At 64.7% G+C, this 15785-nt stretch carries 13 protein-coding genes; 3 read left to right on the plus strand and 10 right to left on the minus strand.

The window, feature by feature from the left end; genetic code table 11:
- Positions 1 to 69: 69 nt before the first annotated feature.
- From LK542_RS14195 to LK542_RS14210, 4 genes are all read right to left on the minus strand, one after another.
- The gene (locus LK542_RS14195) at positions 70 to 888 is read right to left on the minus strand and encodes a polysaccharide lyase family 7 protein (protein WP_227812392.1); all 819 of its coding nucleotides are present in this window, start codon (positions 886 to 888) and stop codon (positions 70 to 72) included.
- A gap of 425 nt (positions 889 to 1313) precedes the next feature.
- Positions 1314 to 1646: a hypothetical protein gene (locus LK542_RS14200; protein WP_227812393.1), complete on the minus strand. Its 333-nt coding sequence runs from the start codon at positions 1644 to 1646 to the stop codon at positions 1314 to 1316.
- A gap of 92 nt (positions 1647 to 1738) precedes the next feature.
- Entirely contained in the window at positions 1739 to 2740 is a 1002-nt protein-coding gene (locus LK542_RS14205) for a gamma-glutamyl-gamma-aminobutyrate hydrolase family protein (protein ID WP_227812394.1), read from the minus strand.
- Between the two features lie 142 nt (positions 2741 to 2882).
- A complete protein-coding gene (locus LK542_RS14210) occupies positions 2883 to 3764 on the minus strand; it encodes a two-component system response regulator (RefSeq protein ID WP_227812395.1) in 882 nt (293 codons plus the stop codon).
- Between the two features lie 129 nt (positions 3765 to 3893).
- On the opposite strand from LK542_RS14210, the gene LK542_RS14215 reads away from it, so the two are divergent.
- Positions 3894 to 5891: a DNA topoisomerase IV subunit B gene (locus tag LK542_RS14215; protein WP_227812396.1), complete on the plus strand. Its 1998-nt coding sequence runs from the start codon at positions 3894 to 3896 to the stop codon at positions 5889 to 5891.
- An 11-nt stretch (positions 5892 to 5902) separates the two neighbouring features.
- Complete coding sequence (gene parC, locus LK542_RS14220; RefSeq protein WP_227812397.1) at positions 5903 to 8248, plus strand: DNA topoisomerase IV subunit A; 2346 nt, start codon at positions 5903 to 5905, stop codon at positions 8246 to 8248.
- A 156-nt stretch (positions 8249 to 8404) separates the two neighbouring features.
- On the opposite strand, the gene LK542_RS14225 is transcribed toward parC, so the two are convergent.
- From LK542_RS14225 to LK542_RS14245, 5 genes are all read right to left on the minus strand, one after another.
- Positions 8405 to 8893, minus strand: coding sequence for a hypothetical protein (locus LK542_RS14225; RefSeq protein ID WP_227801762.1), 489 nt, complete (start codon positions 8891 to 8893; stop codon positions 8405 to 8407).
- Between the two features lie 144 nt (positions 8894 to 9037).
- Entirely contained in the window at positions 9038 to 10453 is a 1416-nt protein-coding gene (locus tag LK542_RS14230) for an IgA Peptidase M64 (protein ID WP_227812398.1), read from the minus strand.
- Positions 10454 to 10523: 70 nt separating this feature from the next.
- Positions 10524 to 11825, minus strand: a complete 1302-nt coding sequence (locus tag LK542_RS14235; protein WP_227812399.1) for a cyanophycinase — start codon at positions 11823 to 11825, stop codon at positions 10524 to 10526.
- 67 nt (positions 11826 to 11892) lie between these two features.
- A complete protein-coding gene (locus LK542_RS14240; protein ID WP_227801765.1) occupies positions 11893 to 12330 on the minus strand; it encodes a GNAT family N-acetyltransferase in 438 nt (145 codons plus the stop codon).
- Between the two features lie 98 nt (positions 12331 to 12428).
- The gene (locus tag LK542_RS14245; protein WP_227812400.1) at positions 12429 to 13034 is read right to left on the minus strand and encodes a hypothetical protein; all 606 of its coding nucleotides are present in this window, start codon (positions 13032 to 13034) and stop codon (positions 12429 to 12431) included.
- 140 nt (positions 13035 to 13174) lie between these two features.
- Here LK542_RS14245 and argH point away from each other — a divergent pair, with 140 nt between their 5' ends.
- Positions 13175 to 14572, plus strand: a complete 1398-nt coding sequence (gene argH / locus LK542_RS14250) for an argininosuccinate lyase (RefSeq protein ID WP_227812401.1) — start codon at positions 13175 to 13177, stop codon at positions 14570 to 14572.
- A gap of 144 nt (positions 14573 to 14716) precedes the next feature.
- On the opposite strand, the gene rsgA is transcribed toward argH, so the two are convergent.
- A complete protein-coding gene (gene rsgA / locus LK542_RS14255; protein WP_227812402.1) occupies positions 14717 to 15751 on the minus strand; it encodes a ribosome small subunit-dependent GTPase A in 1035 nt (344 codons plus the stop codon).
- Between the last annotated feature and the right edge of the window lie 34 nt (positions 15752 to 15785).

Consider the following 15785-nt stretch of genomic DNA (forward strand, 5'->3'; position numbering starts at 1 on the left):
TTTTACTAAAAGTGGAATACCGAATCCGGGCGCCGGCGGCTCGCACGGACGAGCCGCCGCCCACACGCCCTACTTGCGTTCGAACTTCGTTTCGCTGAAGCTGATCAGGCTGCTACCGATGCCATTTCTTTGGAAATAGGCATCCCAGGTGGCCGGCTTGGTGCTCATGGCGCCGGTGTCGGGGTCGCGTGCCTGCAGGTAGTCGCCGAACTTGAAATAGATCTTGCGGTGGTCGCCCATGACCCGGGTGAGCGGCGTCTGCAGGGCGCCATGCCGGTCGGACTTGACGCTGACGCGGGCGTTGCCGCCGTCGAAGCGGACATCGAGTGCGAAGCGCTCGCCCGACCTGACGGTCCCGAGTGCGGTAGAGACATCCTTGCCGCTGGTATCGCGGATCCGCGCGACGACGTCGAAGACGCCATTGTTTGCCTTGCCGTCAAGCAGAGCCGGCTCGGCAATATCCTGCACATACAGCTTGACGATGGTCTCGATGCCTTCGACGTGGTATTGCGCCACGATGGTCCTGGCGCCAGCCGGCAGCGTCGGGGTGACCAGCGCCGAAAAATGTTCGTGGGTCTGTTCGATCGGCAGGCGGCTCGCGCGGCTGATCTTCAGTTCATTGCGGTAGCCATGGCCATTTGGGGTCGCGTGTTTCGAGGTGAAGGCACTGAAATTCAGCGTGCCGTCATAGGGCGTCGAATACGGCGAACCACCCTCCAGCTCGAACAGGCTGGCCAGGGTGTCGCGAGGGGTGAAGCCCGCACCCGACGACGCTGCCGGCGCGCCGGCGTGACTGGGTTGCGCCAGGGCGGCCAGCAAGCCGACGCAGATGATCGGCGCGGCCGCCAGGCCGATGGCGAGCGAACGCAAGCGCTGAGGTGTTGTCATGCCAGGTCTCCAGGATTGTTTTTTGTTCTTACTCGCCGCGGCATTCGGTCTGCTAAACAGAAGCGACATCGCATACCCACGACGGTCTAAAACGATTTACAGCATCTTTACAGAAAACGATTTCTCGCCCTTGCCAATCTTGAATTTCTCGCAACGGCGACTGCCGAGCTCGGTAAATTTTAGACCATTATGCAGGAAAGAGGTAAACGATTTACTACAACGATTTAGTAAAGACTATCAGAAAAAAGATGTCAGTCAACAATTTTTGCGGGGATTATGGCTGGCACATAACAGGCGTTGCTGGCTGCCACGGGAGACGGCGCTGCGAGCGCCAGGATTGGCCTGTGTGCGGGGAACAGATTGGCGAGGCCGGACGGCCTCCTGCGACATCGACAAAGCGGCGCCGCGGCGCCGCGTGAACCGGATCAGTTGGCAGCGACCGGCCTGGCGCCCCACTGCCCTTTCATGAAACGCGCGAGCAGCGGCTGCTTGGGCGGCTGAGGGCGCGGCATCGTTTCATCCACCAGCAGCGCCCAGCGCTCGGCCAACTGCTCGCAGGTGGCGCGCAGCACCGGGTCCACGTCCGGCAGGCGCGACAGTGCGCACAGGTGGCGCTCGATGACCGAGGCCAGCTTCACGCAAGGCTGTTCGCCGTCGACGCGCGCGGTGTAATGCGACATCAGGTGCAACAGCGACGCCACCAGCAGGGTGTCCTGGCTGCGCGGCGCCGGCGCCGGGTCTGCGAATGAAATGGTCATGCACGCCCTCCTCATGGATACTCGAATGAATGAGAATGATTCTCATTCATTATTCACCGATGAAGGGACGAACGCAAGTGTTTTCGCTAGGCCTAGAGCCGCGTCTCGCGCGCCGCGCGCAGGAACTCGTCGAGCACCGGCGTGCAGTCAAGCAACTCGGTGCCGCCGGCGCGGTGGAACTCGGGGTGCCACTGCAGGCCCATGACGAAGTCGGCGCGCTCGTAGCGGATCGCCTCGACGATGCCATCCGGCTCGGAATAGGCCTCGACCCGGATGTCACGCCCCAGTTCCTTGACGGCTTGGTGGTGAATCGAATTGACGATCGGCTGGTTCACATGGCCGAACATCTTGCCGAGCGAGGAGCCGGCCGGGAAGCGGATCGCGTGGCGGTGCGCGTCGTAGATGTCCTGCACGTGGGCCAGCGCATCCGGTACGTTGGTGACGACGTCCTGGTACAGGGTGCCGCCGAAGGCGACATTGATCAGCTGGCAGCCGCGGCACACACCCAGCACCGGCTTGCCGGCGTCGACGAATTCATGCAGCAGCTCGAGCTCGTAGACGTCGCGCGCGCGGTCGCCGCTCCACTCGGGCCGGGTCGGCACCTCGGAATAGGTCTGGGGCGCCACGTCCGCCCCGCCCTGCAGCACCAGTCCGTCGAGGTGGCGCGCATAGTGGCGCAAGGTGATATTACTGGGATGGAACATGCCATTCGTATTCACGGTCGGGATCATGAACACCAGCACGTCGCGCGACATCACCCACTGGGCGATCGATTCTTCCAGGTACTGCAGGTTCTTGCTGAGCAGGCCCCTGGCGCCCGGTTCCGGATGAAAGATACGCGCCGACACCCCGATGTGCAGGGTACGGTTCATGAAATCGCGGTTGAAGCGCTCGCGCAGCGCACGCCAGCGCGAACTCAGCACCCGCCCGGCCAACGCGAACGCCGTATCGCCATCGCGCTGGTACTTGGCGTAGCCGCGCATGGTCTGGCCCTGGGTCGCACGCCGGTCGGGAATACGGGCAGGCGTCTCGGGACGCTTGTCGACCGGAGGACCGGGAGCCTCTTCGGGTGGTTGTCGTTGTTGTTCCGCCATGCATGCCAATATAGCTCTGCCAGAGCCGCGCACGATTTGAAGTTGTTACAAAAATCTTATCGTTCGCTACAGCTCATCCGTACAACACCCGGCCTTGCACGGATCCCGGTTTTGGATAATACTGTATATAATCACAGTATATTTAGTGCGGTAGCGCCAGTAATTTCTGGAAGGTAGCAAGCAGGTGCCGGTCCGCCACCGGTTTGTCGAGCAGGCCGCGCACGCCGGCATCACGGGCGCGCAGGCTGTCGTATTTGAAGGATTGCCCAACAAGAAACAGCACGGCGGTACGCCCGGCTCCTTCCTGAGACTTGATAGCGCTGCTCAGGCTGTATGGTTCGATGCCGGTCGCGCAAGTATTGATCATGACCAGCGACACCGGCGTCTCGTCGCACAGGCGTACCGCGGCGCGGCCGCTGTCGGTCCACTCGATCGAGCGGCTGGCAGGCCCTACAGTGTTGGCAAATGTATTACTGACAACACGAGCGACGTGGTCGCGAAAAGCGCCGCCCTTGTCGATGATGAGCACCGCGCCGTCGGGCGGGCCCTGGCGCAGGCGTTGATAGTAGGCCGGCGCCTCGGTATCCGGCGCCAGCCTGGGCCTTCGTCGCCGTTCAGGCAGGCTGCGTTCGCCACTGGCGGCCAGGGCGGCGAGCGCCTTTACCCGGGTGTCGAGCAGTTCGGCAAGGAGCTGGTAAAGACGGGCGGGGTCGACCGGACGCGGCAGAGTGCGATACTTGCTGGCGCCGTCGCCGCCGATCATGAGGATGGCCTGGGGGGCGCCGGGCGGCAGGCAGGCCAGGCGAGCCAGGGCGGCCGGGTTGCTGCCATCGGCAATATAGAGATCGGGTTCTTGCAAACTGTCGTCGTGCAGGCAAAAATACGACGCCCCCGGCAACGGGGCTTGCGCCAGCAGGTTCTCCAGCTGGGCGCATTCGGGCGGCGCGAACCCGACCAGGCGGACAGTGAACGGATATCTGGTTGGCATCTTCTCCAGCCTTTCCTTGGGGCCGCCCTTTGGCATCTCCCGGGCCACATCCTCTTAATCTAGCACAAGGGTGCGGAGTAACAAGTACGTTTGGCATCGCAAAAAGGCCAAATTTTTCCGCGCGACAAGATAGAATGCGCAAGCATTGAATTAACGAATATCAGCATGGCGACCAAGAAACCCGCATCCGACTACAGCGAATCATCCATCCGCGTCCTCAAGGGACTCGAGCCAGTGAAACAGCGTCCGGGCATGTACACCCGGACCGAAAACCCGCTGCACATCATCCAGGAAGTGATCGACAACGCCTCCGACGAGGCGCTGGGCGGACACTGCAAGAACATCGCCGTCACCCTGAACACGGACGGCTCGGTCACAGTCGAAGACGATGGCCGCGGTATTCCGGTTGGACTCCATCCGGAAGAAAACGTGCCGACCGTCGAGATCGTCTTCACCCGCCTGCACGCGGGCGGCAAGTTCGACAAGGGCTCGGGCGGCGCCTATGCCTTCTCGGGCGGCCTGCACGGCGTTGGCGTATCGGTGACCAATGCGCTGTCGACGCGCCTGGAGATCACCGTCTGGCGCAAGGACGACGAAGGCAATGGTGTCCACGAGCTGGCTTTCGAGAATGGCGACCTGGTCGAGCCCCTGAGCTCGCGTCCGGCCGAGCGCGGCGGCAAGAAGAACGGCACCCGCGTCACCGCCCGCCCCGATCCGAAGTATTTCGACTCGCCGAACATCCCGCTCGGCGACATGCAGCGCCTGCTGCGCTCGAAGGCCGTGCTGCTGCCGGGCGTGACCGTCACGCTGACCAATGCAAAAACCGGCGACGTCCAGACCTGGCGCTATGACGAAGGCCTGCGCGGCTACCTGACCGAAGCCCTGGCCCAGACCTCGGGCGGCCAGACCGTGATCCCGCTGTTCGAAGGCGCCCAGTACGCAGCCGCGGGCGACGAAGGCTTCGCCGAAGGCGAAGGCGCGGCCTGGGTAGTGGCCTGGACCGAGGAAGGCGGCGTGGTGCGCGAATCCTACGTCAACCTGATCCCGACCGTCAGCGGCGGCACCCACGAATCCGGCCTGCGCGACGGCCTGTTCGGCGCAGTGAAGAACTTCGTCGAGATGCACTCGCTGCTGCCGAAAGGCGTCAAGCTGCTGCCGGAAGACGTGTTCGCGCGCGTTTCCTTCGTGCTGTCGGCGAAAGTGCTGGACCCGCAGTTCCAGGGCCAGACCAAGGAACGCCTGAACTCGCGCGACGCCGTCAAGCTGGTGTCGACCTTCACCAAGCCGCCGCTCGAGCTGTGGCTGAACCAGCACGTCGAATACGGCAAGAAGCTGGCCGAACTCGTCATCAAGCAGGCGCAATCCCGCCTGCGTTCGCTGCAGAAGGTCGAGAAGAAGAAGTCCTCGGGCGTGGCCGTGTTGCCGGGCAAGCTGACCGATTGCGAATCGTCGGACATCACCCGCAACGAGCTGTTCCTGGTCGAGGGCGACTCGGCGGGCGGTTCCGCCAAGATGGGCCGCGACAAGGAATTCCAGGCCATCCTGCCGCTGCGCGGCAAGGTGCTGAACTCCTGGGAGACCGAGCGCGACCGCCTGTTCGCGAACAACGAAATCCACGACATCGCGGTGGCGATCGGCGTCGACCCGCACGGCGTGGACGACAATCCCGACCTGACCGGCCTGCGCTACGGGAAGATCTGCATCCTGTCCGATGCGGACGTGGACGGCTCGCACATCCAGGTGCTGCTGCTGACGCTGTTCTTCAAGCACTTCCCTGCCCTGTTCAGGAATGGCCACATCTGCGTGGCACGCCCGCCGCTGTACCGCGTCGACGTGCCGGCGCGCGGCAAGAAGCCGCTGCAGAAGCTGTACGCGCTGGACGACGGTGAACTGCTGGCCATCGAGGACAAGCTGAAGAAGGAAGGCCTGAAGGAAGGCAGCTGGAGCATCTCGCGCTTCAAGGGCCTGGGCGAGATGAACGCGGAACAGCTGTGGGAAACCACCATGAACCCGGACACCCGCCGCCTGCTGCCGGTGGCCTTCGGCCAGTACAGCCTGCCCGAATCGGCATCGCGTTTCAACATGCTGATGGGGAAAGGCGAAGCCGCCGCCCGTCGCGCCTGGCTCGAAGAACACGGTAACGAGACCGAAGCGGATATCTGATACGAACGACTATGACTCAAGCAAGCCTTTTTGAACAAACCAACCCAGCGGGCGGCGGTGGCGGCGACGACGACGTCGAAAAGCTCACCCTGTCCACCTTCGCCGAGCGCGCCTACCTCGACTACGCCGTCTCGGTGGTCAAGGGCCGCGCCCTGCCCGACGTCTCGGACGGCCAGAAGCCGGTCCAGCGCCGCATCCTGTTCTCGATGCACGAACTGGGCCTGGGCCACACCGCCAAGCCCCGTAAATCCGCGACCGTGGTCGGCGACGTGCTCGGTAAACTGCACCCGCACGGCGACCAGTCGGTGTACGACGCGCTGGTGCGCATGGCCCAGGACTTCTCGCTGCGCTATCCGCTGATCGACGGCCAGGGCAACTTCGGCTCGCGCGACGGCGACGGCGCGGCGGCAATGCGTTACACCGAAGCGCGCCTGACGCCGGTGTCGCGCCTGCTGCTCGACGAGATCGACATGGGCACGGTGGATTTCCAGCCGAACTACGACGGCTCGACCACCGAACCGCGCCAGCTGCCGGCGCGCCTGCCGATGGTGCTGCTCAACGGCGCCTCCGGCATCGCGGTCGGCATGGCCACCGAAATCCCTTCGCACAACCTGCGCGAAGTGGCGACGGCGGCGGTCAGCCTGATCCGCAACCCGAAAATGACCCACGCCGAGCTGATGACCATCATCACCGGTCCGGACTTCCCGGGCGGCGGCCAGATCATCACCCCGGCCTCGAACATCGCCGACATGTACGCGACCGGCCGCGGCTCGCTCAAGGTGCGTGCGCGCTGGAAGATCGAAGAGCTGGCGCGCGGCCAGTGGCAGGCGGTGGTCACCGAACTGCCGCCAGGCACCTCCGCCCAGCGCGTGCTGGAAGAGATCGAAGAACTGACCAACCCGAAGGTCAAGGCCGGCAAGAAGGCCCTGCTGCCGGAGCAGCTGGCGCTGAAGCAGACCATCCTGGGCGCGCTCGACACCGTGCGCGACGAATCAGGCCGCGAGGCCGCGGTGCGCATCGTGTTCGAACCGAAGTCGAAGAACCAGGACCAGAACGAGTTCATGCTGATGCTGCTCGCGCATACCTCGCTCGAGACCTCCAGCCCGATGAACCTGGTGATGATCGGCGGCGACGGCCGTCCGCGCCAGAAGGGCCTGACGGACATCCTGCAGGAATGGATCGACTTCCGCTTCGTGACCGTGCGCCGTCGTACCGAATTCAGGCTGGGCAAGGTCAACGACCGAATCCACATCCTGGAGGGCCGCGAGACCGTCCTGCTGAACATCGACGAAGTCATCGCCATCATCCGTCATTCGGACGAGCCGAAGGCCGCGCTGATCGACCGCTTCCGCCTGTCGGACCGCCAGGCCGAGGACATCCTAGAGATCCGCCTGCGCCAGCTGGCGCGCCTGGAAGCGATCAAGATCCAGCAGGAGCTGTCGGAACTGCGGAGCGAAAAGGAAAAGCTCGAGGACATCCTCGAGAACCCGTCCTCGATGAAGCGCCTGATCATCCGCGAGATCGAGCAGGACGCCAAGCAGTACGGCGACGATCGCCGCACCCTGATCGAGGAAGCCGAGCGCGCCGTGGCCGAGCAGAAGATCATCGACGAGCCGGTGACGGTGATCGTGTCCGAAAAAGGCTGGGTGCGCGCGCGCACCGGCACCGGCCACGACCCGGCCCAGTTCACCTTCAAGGCCGGCGACTCGCTGCTGCAGGCCTTCGAGTGCCGCACGGTCGATTCCCTGATCGGCATCGGCAGCAACGGCAAGTCCTTCTCGGTGCCGGTGGCGGCGCTGCCGGGAGCGCGCGGCGACGGCGTGCCGATCACCACCCTGGTCGACCTGTCGGGCGGCGTGCGCATCCTGCACTACTTCGCGGGCAACCCGGACACGCGCCTGCTCCTTAGCACCTCGAACGGCTTCGGCTTCATCGCCAAGGCCGGCGACATGATCAGCCGACTCAAGGGCGGCAAGTCCTTCATCACGCTGGACGACGGCGCCGAGCCGCTGCCGCCGCGGGTCGTGCTCGACACCGCCGGCGCGATTGCCTGCCTGTCCGAAAAGGGCCGCGTGCTGGTGTTCGGCATCGACGAAATGAAGGTGCTGACCAACGGCGGCCGCGGCGTGACCCTGATGGAGCTCGATCCGAAGGAAACCCTGCTGGCGGCGCAGCCGATCACCCAGAAGGGCGTGAACGTGATCGGCACCTGGGCCGGTTCGAAACCGCGCACGGTGGAGCTGTTCGCCTCCGGCCTGGAGCCGCACTTCGGCAAGCGGGCGCGCAAGGGCAAGCCGCTGTCGGCGAAGCTCAAGGCGCAGGACCTCGCGATGCGGTCGACCGAAACGAGCACCTGACCCGTAGGGTGGGCGGGGTAGTGCAGGCCAGTGGCCTGCACTACGAACGCCCACGCGGCTGATTCAAAGGCTTGACCGCGTGGGCGGAAATCCGCCCACCCTACAAAAGCAAAAACGCCGGCGCGAAGCCGGCGTTTTCATTTGCAGCAGTGCTGCTTAGTGCTTCGCAGCCGCCTTGTGCACATCGGCAGTCGCTTCGGCACGCACCTGCTCGGTCTTGGCTGCCGCAGTCGCCTTGTCGGCCGCAGCGTCGACCTGGGTCTTGAGCACCTTCTCGTCGGCCTTGATCATCTTCTTGTCGGCCTTCAGGTTCGCGTCGGCGATCTTGTTCTCGGCCTTGGCAACTGCCTTGGCGCGGTCTTCCGGATCGGCCTTGGCGACTTTCTCGGCCGCGTTGGCGTGGGCTTTCACGGCGTCGGCGTGGGCTTCGGCTTTCTTCTCGTTGGCCTTGGCCACCGCCTTGTTGACCTTCTCGTCGGCTTTTGCTGCCGTCTTCACTTCCTTGGCTTCGGCCTTGACGATGTCCTTCTCGGCCTTGGCTTCGGCTTTGGCGACCTCCTTGGTGGCGGCCGGAGTGGTGGTGGTCTGGGCGCTGGCAGCGGTGGCGAACAGGCCGGCGATGAGGGTGGCGATCAGTTTGTTCATGATGATTCCTTTCCGGTGAGTGGTCATGGCAGCCTGATTTGCTGCCTTATGTTGTTGTCTTGCTGTGAGTCCAGAATACGGACTCTCCCCCCACCGGGTCTGTTAGCCAGCCCACTTAGACCTTTGACATTTTGTAAGCAAACTTTACTGTCGAGCTGACCCTGCATACAGATCGATGATGTCGCTGATCCCGTCCCGGCACACCGGGCAGAAGGCTTCGCTGCGGTCGAACATCAGGCATTGCATGGCGGGGCGGTAGTAGCCGCTGGCCTCATAATTCGCACCTTCGAAGGCGCCGACGTCGTGGCGATGCGGTTTTCCCGCAAACAGCGCCTCGGTCGCCTTCAGGTCGTCGCGGAACAGCGCATTCATCTCCGACTCCGGCCGGTTGGCCGCACGCAGCGCCGCCCTCTTCTTCTGGTAGGCGCGCGAGGCTTCTTCGTACTCCGCCTTCGGCCATGGCGTCGGTAGCGGCGTGCCCGCCTTCACGTGGCGCTTCCATTTGATGTTGGCAGGGTCGCGCAACGCGGTCACGTTTGGCTCCCACGGCTCCATGCGCGTGCTCGCCGCCGCATAGGCGACCGGCGAGGTGTAGTACTCGTCCGCCAGACCCGCGAAGTGGTGGCCGAATTCGTGCACGAACAGGTAGTTGGCCCAGGCATTGCCGGCCGCCGCGGTGCTGAACTGGCCGAAGATGCCGCCGCCGCCATAGGTTTCGTTGTTGACCAGGATTTCGATGAACTCATAGGGCGCGTGCTGGGCGATGTCGCGCAGCGCGCGGTTGTCCAGCGTGAGCACGTAACGTTCGCTGCCGAAGATGTCGTAGCGCGTGCCGAGCGGCGAGGCGCGGTGCACGCCGGTGGAAGGACGGCTGATGCCGGATTCGTTCGTCGGTAGCGCCAGCGCCCAGACGTTGAAATCCTTCGCGCGCTCCTTGAAAGGCGAGACCGTAAACAGGTGTTGCGCGAGGCGGCGCGCATCCGCCTCGAACTTCTTCATCTCGGCGCCGGTGTAGCCATCGCCCAGGATCAGCAGGTCGACCTTGTCGGGCGAGGCGCCGTTCACAATCACCGGGATCGGTTTCGCCGGCAGGTCGGGCTGCTTCTTCACGACCTCCGGCGCGTCGGTATCGACCTCGACGCTCCAGGCCACCGAGAACTGATTCCGCTCGTCGCGCTTGAGGATGCGCACGCGCACCGGGCGGTCGGGCTTGGGAAAGCGCACCGACTCCTGGAAGCTGCGGCTGATCCTGTTCGCCTCATCGGTGGTGCGCCACTCGCCGAAGACGGTCGAGAAGCCGCGCGAGTACAGCAGGTCGCCGGTCTTTGCATCCACCACCTCGACCCGGTTCTGGCCGCGGTTGGTCTCGTCGAGATTGCGCGCGGTGCTGCCGGGCCATGGCAGCGGCTCGATCACGACGCGCTCCAGCGCGTATCCGTCGGATAGCGCATTGCCGCTGTGGGCGTAGTCGAGGCGGACGGTAGCCGGCTGGGCTGCGTGGGCAAGGCTTGCGGCCAGCGCCAGCGCGCAGGTGACCACTCTGAAGGCGAAGGAGATCATGGATGGTCCTCGTACGGTAGATCATCCATTGTAATGCCGGCCGGCGGCGTTTCGGAACAGCCGAAGCTCCTCAGTTGGCGGCGTCGATGCGGCCGGCGCCGCCCGAACCGCCGGCCACGCTCTCGACCTGCCGGTACTGGTACAAGGGCCGCTGCACCACGATCGGCCGGATGTCGAGCCGCATGTTGTAGACCGAGTACTGCTCGGTGAAGATCGACTGGTAGCCGACGCTGTCGCCGGTGCGGGTGAGCTTGAACTCGAAGCCGAGGTCGGGCTGCACGCCGTTCGGGCTGTCGAGCGAGAGCCCGATGGCTTCCGGCTGGTCGCTGTCGATCAGCTTGGCCATCAGGTCGACCACGGTGCTGTTGCCGAGGATGTCGGCCGAGAACAGCGGCTCGCGGTAGTACGGCCGCGCCGGATCGACGCGATTCTCCGCCTTGTCGGGCGCGGGCGTGAAGGTCTGGGTCTGGAGGTTGAAGCGGTCGCCGTTGTCCAGGTAGCTGAGGCGCACGTTGCTGATGTTGAGCGGACCGTCGCGCGGCTCGGCCTTCGACAGATCGACCAGCAGCGCGCCGCGGTAGCCGATGACTTCGACTTCGCGGTTCGGTCCCACCACCATGGCCGTGTTCTCATCGATGCCGAGGCCGATCTTGTAGCCCTTCTTGAGCATCGCCGGCACCATGCGCGCGAAGCGGCCGCGCACCAAGAGGTGCTGGTCGATGAACACGTCGTCACCGATGAAGCCCAGGCCCGGCGCGATTTCCTTGCCCTCGTCGAGGCCGAGCTTCATGGTCGCGAGCACCGGCTTGGGGTGGCCGAACATGGTGCTGCTCATGATGGCGGCGCCGGCGCTGGAACCGGCCAGCATGCCGCCGCGCCGGTACATGTCCCACAGGGCGTCGAGCATGCGGGTATTGCTGCCGTCCGCGCGCCGCAGCGCGCGCGTGATGCGGCCCTGGTCGCCGCCGGCAAAGAAGGCCCCGCCGGCCGAACGCACCGCCGCGGCCAGCGCCGGATCGTCGGCCGCGGCCTGGTAGTCGATGCCGGACAGGCGCACCGCGACCGGCACGAAGAAAGCCTTGGCGCCGTACTGGTTGAATCGGTCTACGAGGAACTTGCCGGTCTTTTCAGGGCTGGCCGAGGCCGACGCGAACACGGCGATGCGCGCACCCTTGCCGCCCGCCAGCTGGACCATGCGTTCCCATACCGTGGAATTGTCGGCACGCAAGGCGCCGCCGATGATGACGAGCGAACCCTTGGGCTGGGCCGCCACGGGAGCCGCAGCTGCCAGCGGATGGCCGGCCAGCAGGGCCAGGGCGAACGCCAGGCAGGCGGCAAATCGGACGACGGGGTGGACGACGGCGCGCGGCATACGACTTCCTCTCGATTGAGACTATCGTAAGCCTGATTCCAGATGCCCGTCGCCGTGTTGAGTCTGCTCAGGACAAATATATGTTCGGAAAGTAGCGCTCCATCAGGGTGGCCGGCTGCTGGGGCGCGGTGAATCCGAAGCGTTCGTACAGGCTGTGCGCATCGCTGGTGGCCAGCGTGAAACGGCGCAGTTTCTGCAGGCTGGGGTGGCGCAGCACCACCCCGATCAACTGCTTGCCATAACCGTGGCCGCGGTATTCCGGCACCACGAACACATCCACCAGGTTGGCGAAGGTCGCAAAGTCGGTGATGACACGCGCGAAGGCGATCTGGCGCCCGTCGAGGTAACCGCCGAAGCACAGCGAATTCTCGATGGCGCGCTCGACCACCGGCCGCGAAATGCCGACCGCCCAGGTCGACTGCTCGCTGAGGAAGCGGTAGATCATCGGGATGTCCAGCCGCGACTGGTCGGTACTGACCTGGAAGCTTGAATCGTTGGTAATCATGGAAGCGGTGAATCTGGCTTAAAAACCAATTTTAGCGCCCTTTGATTGATGTATTAGTTTCAATTGGACAGGGCGCAAGGGCTGGAGCGGATGGCGGCTCAGCCGTTACGCAGGTAGCGCTCCGGCAACTGCAGCTTTGCGTCCTCGGCGCGCCAGATCAGGCTGAGTACATACCAGCGCTTGCCGTCGTGGATCAGCTGGATGCTGTTGATGCCGCGCATGAAGGGTTTGGCGTCGTCCTTGGCATGACGCGCTTCATAGGTGCTGAACACGTGGGCGATCTGGCCGAAGACTTCCTGGGTGCGCGCCTTCTCCGTTTCGAAGAAACCCATGGTGGCGAAGGCTTTGGTGTTGCGGGCGATGTAGTCTTCCGGGCTCATGGCGCGCAGGACGTAGCTGCCATCCGGGCGCATGCCGACCGCGCCCATTCGTCCTTCCGGTGCGAACAGGGAACGCATGCGGTCCCAGTCGCGCGGCGCGCCAGCCGGGCCGGAGATCACGTCGTACAGGGCGGCGATGATGGCGTCGATCGAGGCAACGTCGGCCGGGCGCGCCGCCGGCATGCTGGGCGCCGCCGGTGCGGGCGGCGGCGCGATCGCGGTAGGCGTGGCCTGCGCCGCAGGTACTACCGGCGCCGCCTGCTGGGCCAATGCCGCCGGCGCCGTGAATGCCAATACAAGGCCGAGCTGGGCCAAACGAGTCATGCGTCCCCCTGAGATTCTTGTTGTTGAATGAGTCGCCACATCATCACGCATTTCCCGGCGCTTGTCACCCACCATGGGTGGGGCCGGGTGAGGTCGGCACGCGTCCTTTATAATCGGGGGATACCAAAAGGGATCCCACCATGACCGATCAATTCTCCAAGAAGGCCGAAGCCTGGTCTGCGCGCTTCACCGAACCTGTCTCCGACCTCGTCAAGCGCTATACCGCCTCCGTGTTCTTCGACAAGCGCCTGGCGCCCTTCGACATCCAGGGCTCGCTGGCCCACGCCGAAATGCTGGCGGCGCAAGGCATCATCAGCGAGCAGGACCGTGCCGAGATCGAGCGCGGCATGGCGCAGATCAAGGGCGAGATCGAGGCCGGCAGCTTCGAATGGCTGCTCGACCTGGAAGACGTGCACCTGAACATCGAGAAGCGCCTGACCGAGCTGGTGGGTGACGCCGGCAAGCGCCTGCATACGGGCCGCTCCAGGAATGACCAGGTCGCGACCGACATCCGCCTGTATGTGCGCGCGGCGATCGACGACATCCTGGGCCTGCTCGCGAGCCTGCGCGGCGCACTGACCGATCTGGCCGAGCGCCATGCCGACACGATCATGCCGGGCTTTACCCACCTGCAGGTTGCCCAGCCGATCACCTTTGGACACCACATGCTGGCCTACGTCGAGATGTTCGGCCGCGATGCCGAGCGCATGCAGGACGCACGCCGCCGCGTGAACCGCCTGCCGCTGGGCGCTGCCGCCCTGGCCGGCACCACCTTCCCGATCGACCGCCTGCGTGTAGCGAAAACCCTGGGCTTCGAGGACGTGTGCCACAACTCGCTGGACGCCGTGTCCGACCGCGATTTTGCGATCGAGTTCACCGCAGCGGCATCCCTGATCATGATGCACGTCTCGCGCTTCTCGGAAGAGCTGGTCATGTGGATCAGCCCGCGCATCGGCTTCATCGACATCGCCGACCGCTTCTGCACCGGCTCGTCGATCATGCCGCAGAAAAAGAACCCGGACGTGCCGGAACTGGCGCGCGGCAAGACCGGCCGCGTCTACGGCCACCTGAACGGCCTGCTGACCCTGATGAAAGGCCAGCCGCTGGCCTACAACAAGGACAACCAGGAAGACAAGGAACCGCTGTTCGATACCATCGACACCGTCACCGACACCCTGCGCATCTTTGCCGACATGGCAGGCGGCATCACGGTCAAGGCCGAGAACATGCGTGCGGCCGCGTTGCAGGGTTACGCCACGGCGACCGACCTGGCCGACTACCTGGTCAAGAAGGGCCTGCCCTTCCGCGACGCGCACGAAGCGGTGGCGCACGCGGTGCGCGCCTGCGATGTTGCCGGCTGCGACCTGTCGGAGATGCCGCTGGAAAAGCTGCGCGAGTTCTCGCCGCTGATCGAGCAGGATGTGTTTGCCGTCTTGAGCCTGGAAGGTTCGGTGGCGGCGCGCGATCACGTGGGTGGGACGGCGCCGAAGCAGGTGCGCAAGGCGATCGAACGCGTGCGCAAGCAGCTCGCAGGATGATTCCCGTAGGGTGGGCGGCTTCGCCGCCCACGCGGTCCACGTCCGCCAGCACGATCGCGACATATCGTATTTCGGCGATCACCGCGTGGGCGGCGAAGCGTGATCCGGTCCACTGGACCAGATCACCCCTACGTATGGAAGTGATCAACCGCTTCGTTTGTCGCGACTGCGCTGCTTTGCCTCCTTCATCAACACCTTCCACTTCCCGCGCTCTGCAATCCGCTCCAGCGCCGTCTGCTCCGCCCTTCTGACCTCGCGCAAGAGCTTGCGGTAGTTCTGCAGCCGGTCCGCATCCACCACCCCACGCACCGCACACCCCGGCTCGCTTTCATGGCGGCAATCGCGAAACTGGCATCCCTCCGCCAGCGCGGCGATGTCGTTGAACGACATCCCGAGTTCCTCCTCGTCCGCATCCGGCTGCCAGGCGCGCAGCCCCGGCGTGTCGATGATGCAGGCGCCGCCAGGACAGCGGTGCAGCGAGCGCGAGGTCGTCGTGTGGCGCCCACGGTCGTCGCCATGCCGGGTGCCGCCGGTGGCCTGGGCGGCGCCGGTCAGCGCATTGGTGAGGGTCGACTTGCCCACGCCCGAGGAACCCAGCAGCACCAGGGTCTGCCCTCTTCCCAGCCAGGGCGCCAGCACGCCGGCATCCATCTGCTCAGACGGAATCAGGTGCAGCAGGGGGACGTCGTCCGGAATGCGCTGGCGCAATTGGGCCATCCGCTCTTCCACGTCGGTGCCGATGTCGGGCTTGGTCAGGACCATGACGGGTTCCACACCGCTCGCCCGCACCACGGCGATGTAGCGCTCCATGCGGCGCGGATTGAAGTCATTGTCCAGGCCCATCAGCAGCAAGGCCGTGTCGACATTGCTGGCCAGGACTTGTCGGCCCGAGGGCGTACGCCGCGCCAGCTGGGTGAAGGGCTCGAGGGTATGGTCGAGCCAGTACTCGCCCAGGCCGTGGGTGACCAGTACCCAGTCGCCCACGACGGAGTGGCCTGCGTTCACGAAGCGCGGACTGCGTGCAGGAAAGGATTCGCGGCCGTCGTCCAGTATCAGGACGTCGCGCTGGACGGAGGTGACGCGGGCAAGGCGGTGTTGCGGCAGTGCAGCCGCGAGTTGCGAAACGAAATGCTGCTTGAAACCGATCCCGTGGAGGGTCGGAAAATCGATGTCGATCATGACGATGTGTGTTCCATTCGAATGTCGCAACAGG

The organism is Massilia sp. IC2-477 (assembly GCF_020707265.1).
In the GTDB taxonomy this organism is placed as follows: domain Bacteria; phylum Pseudomonadota; class Gammaproteobacteria; order Burkholderiales; family Burkholderiaceae_D; genus Telluria.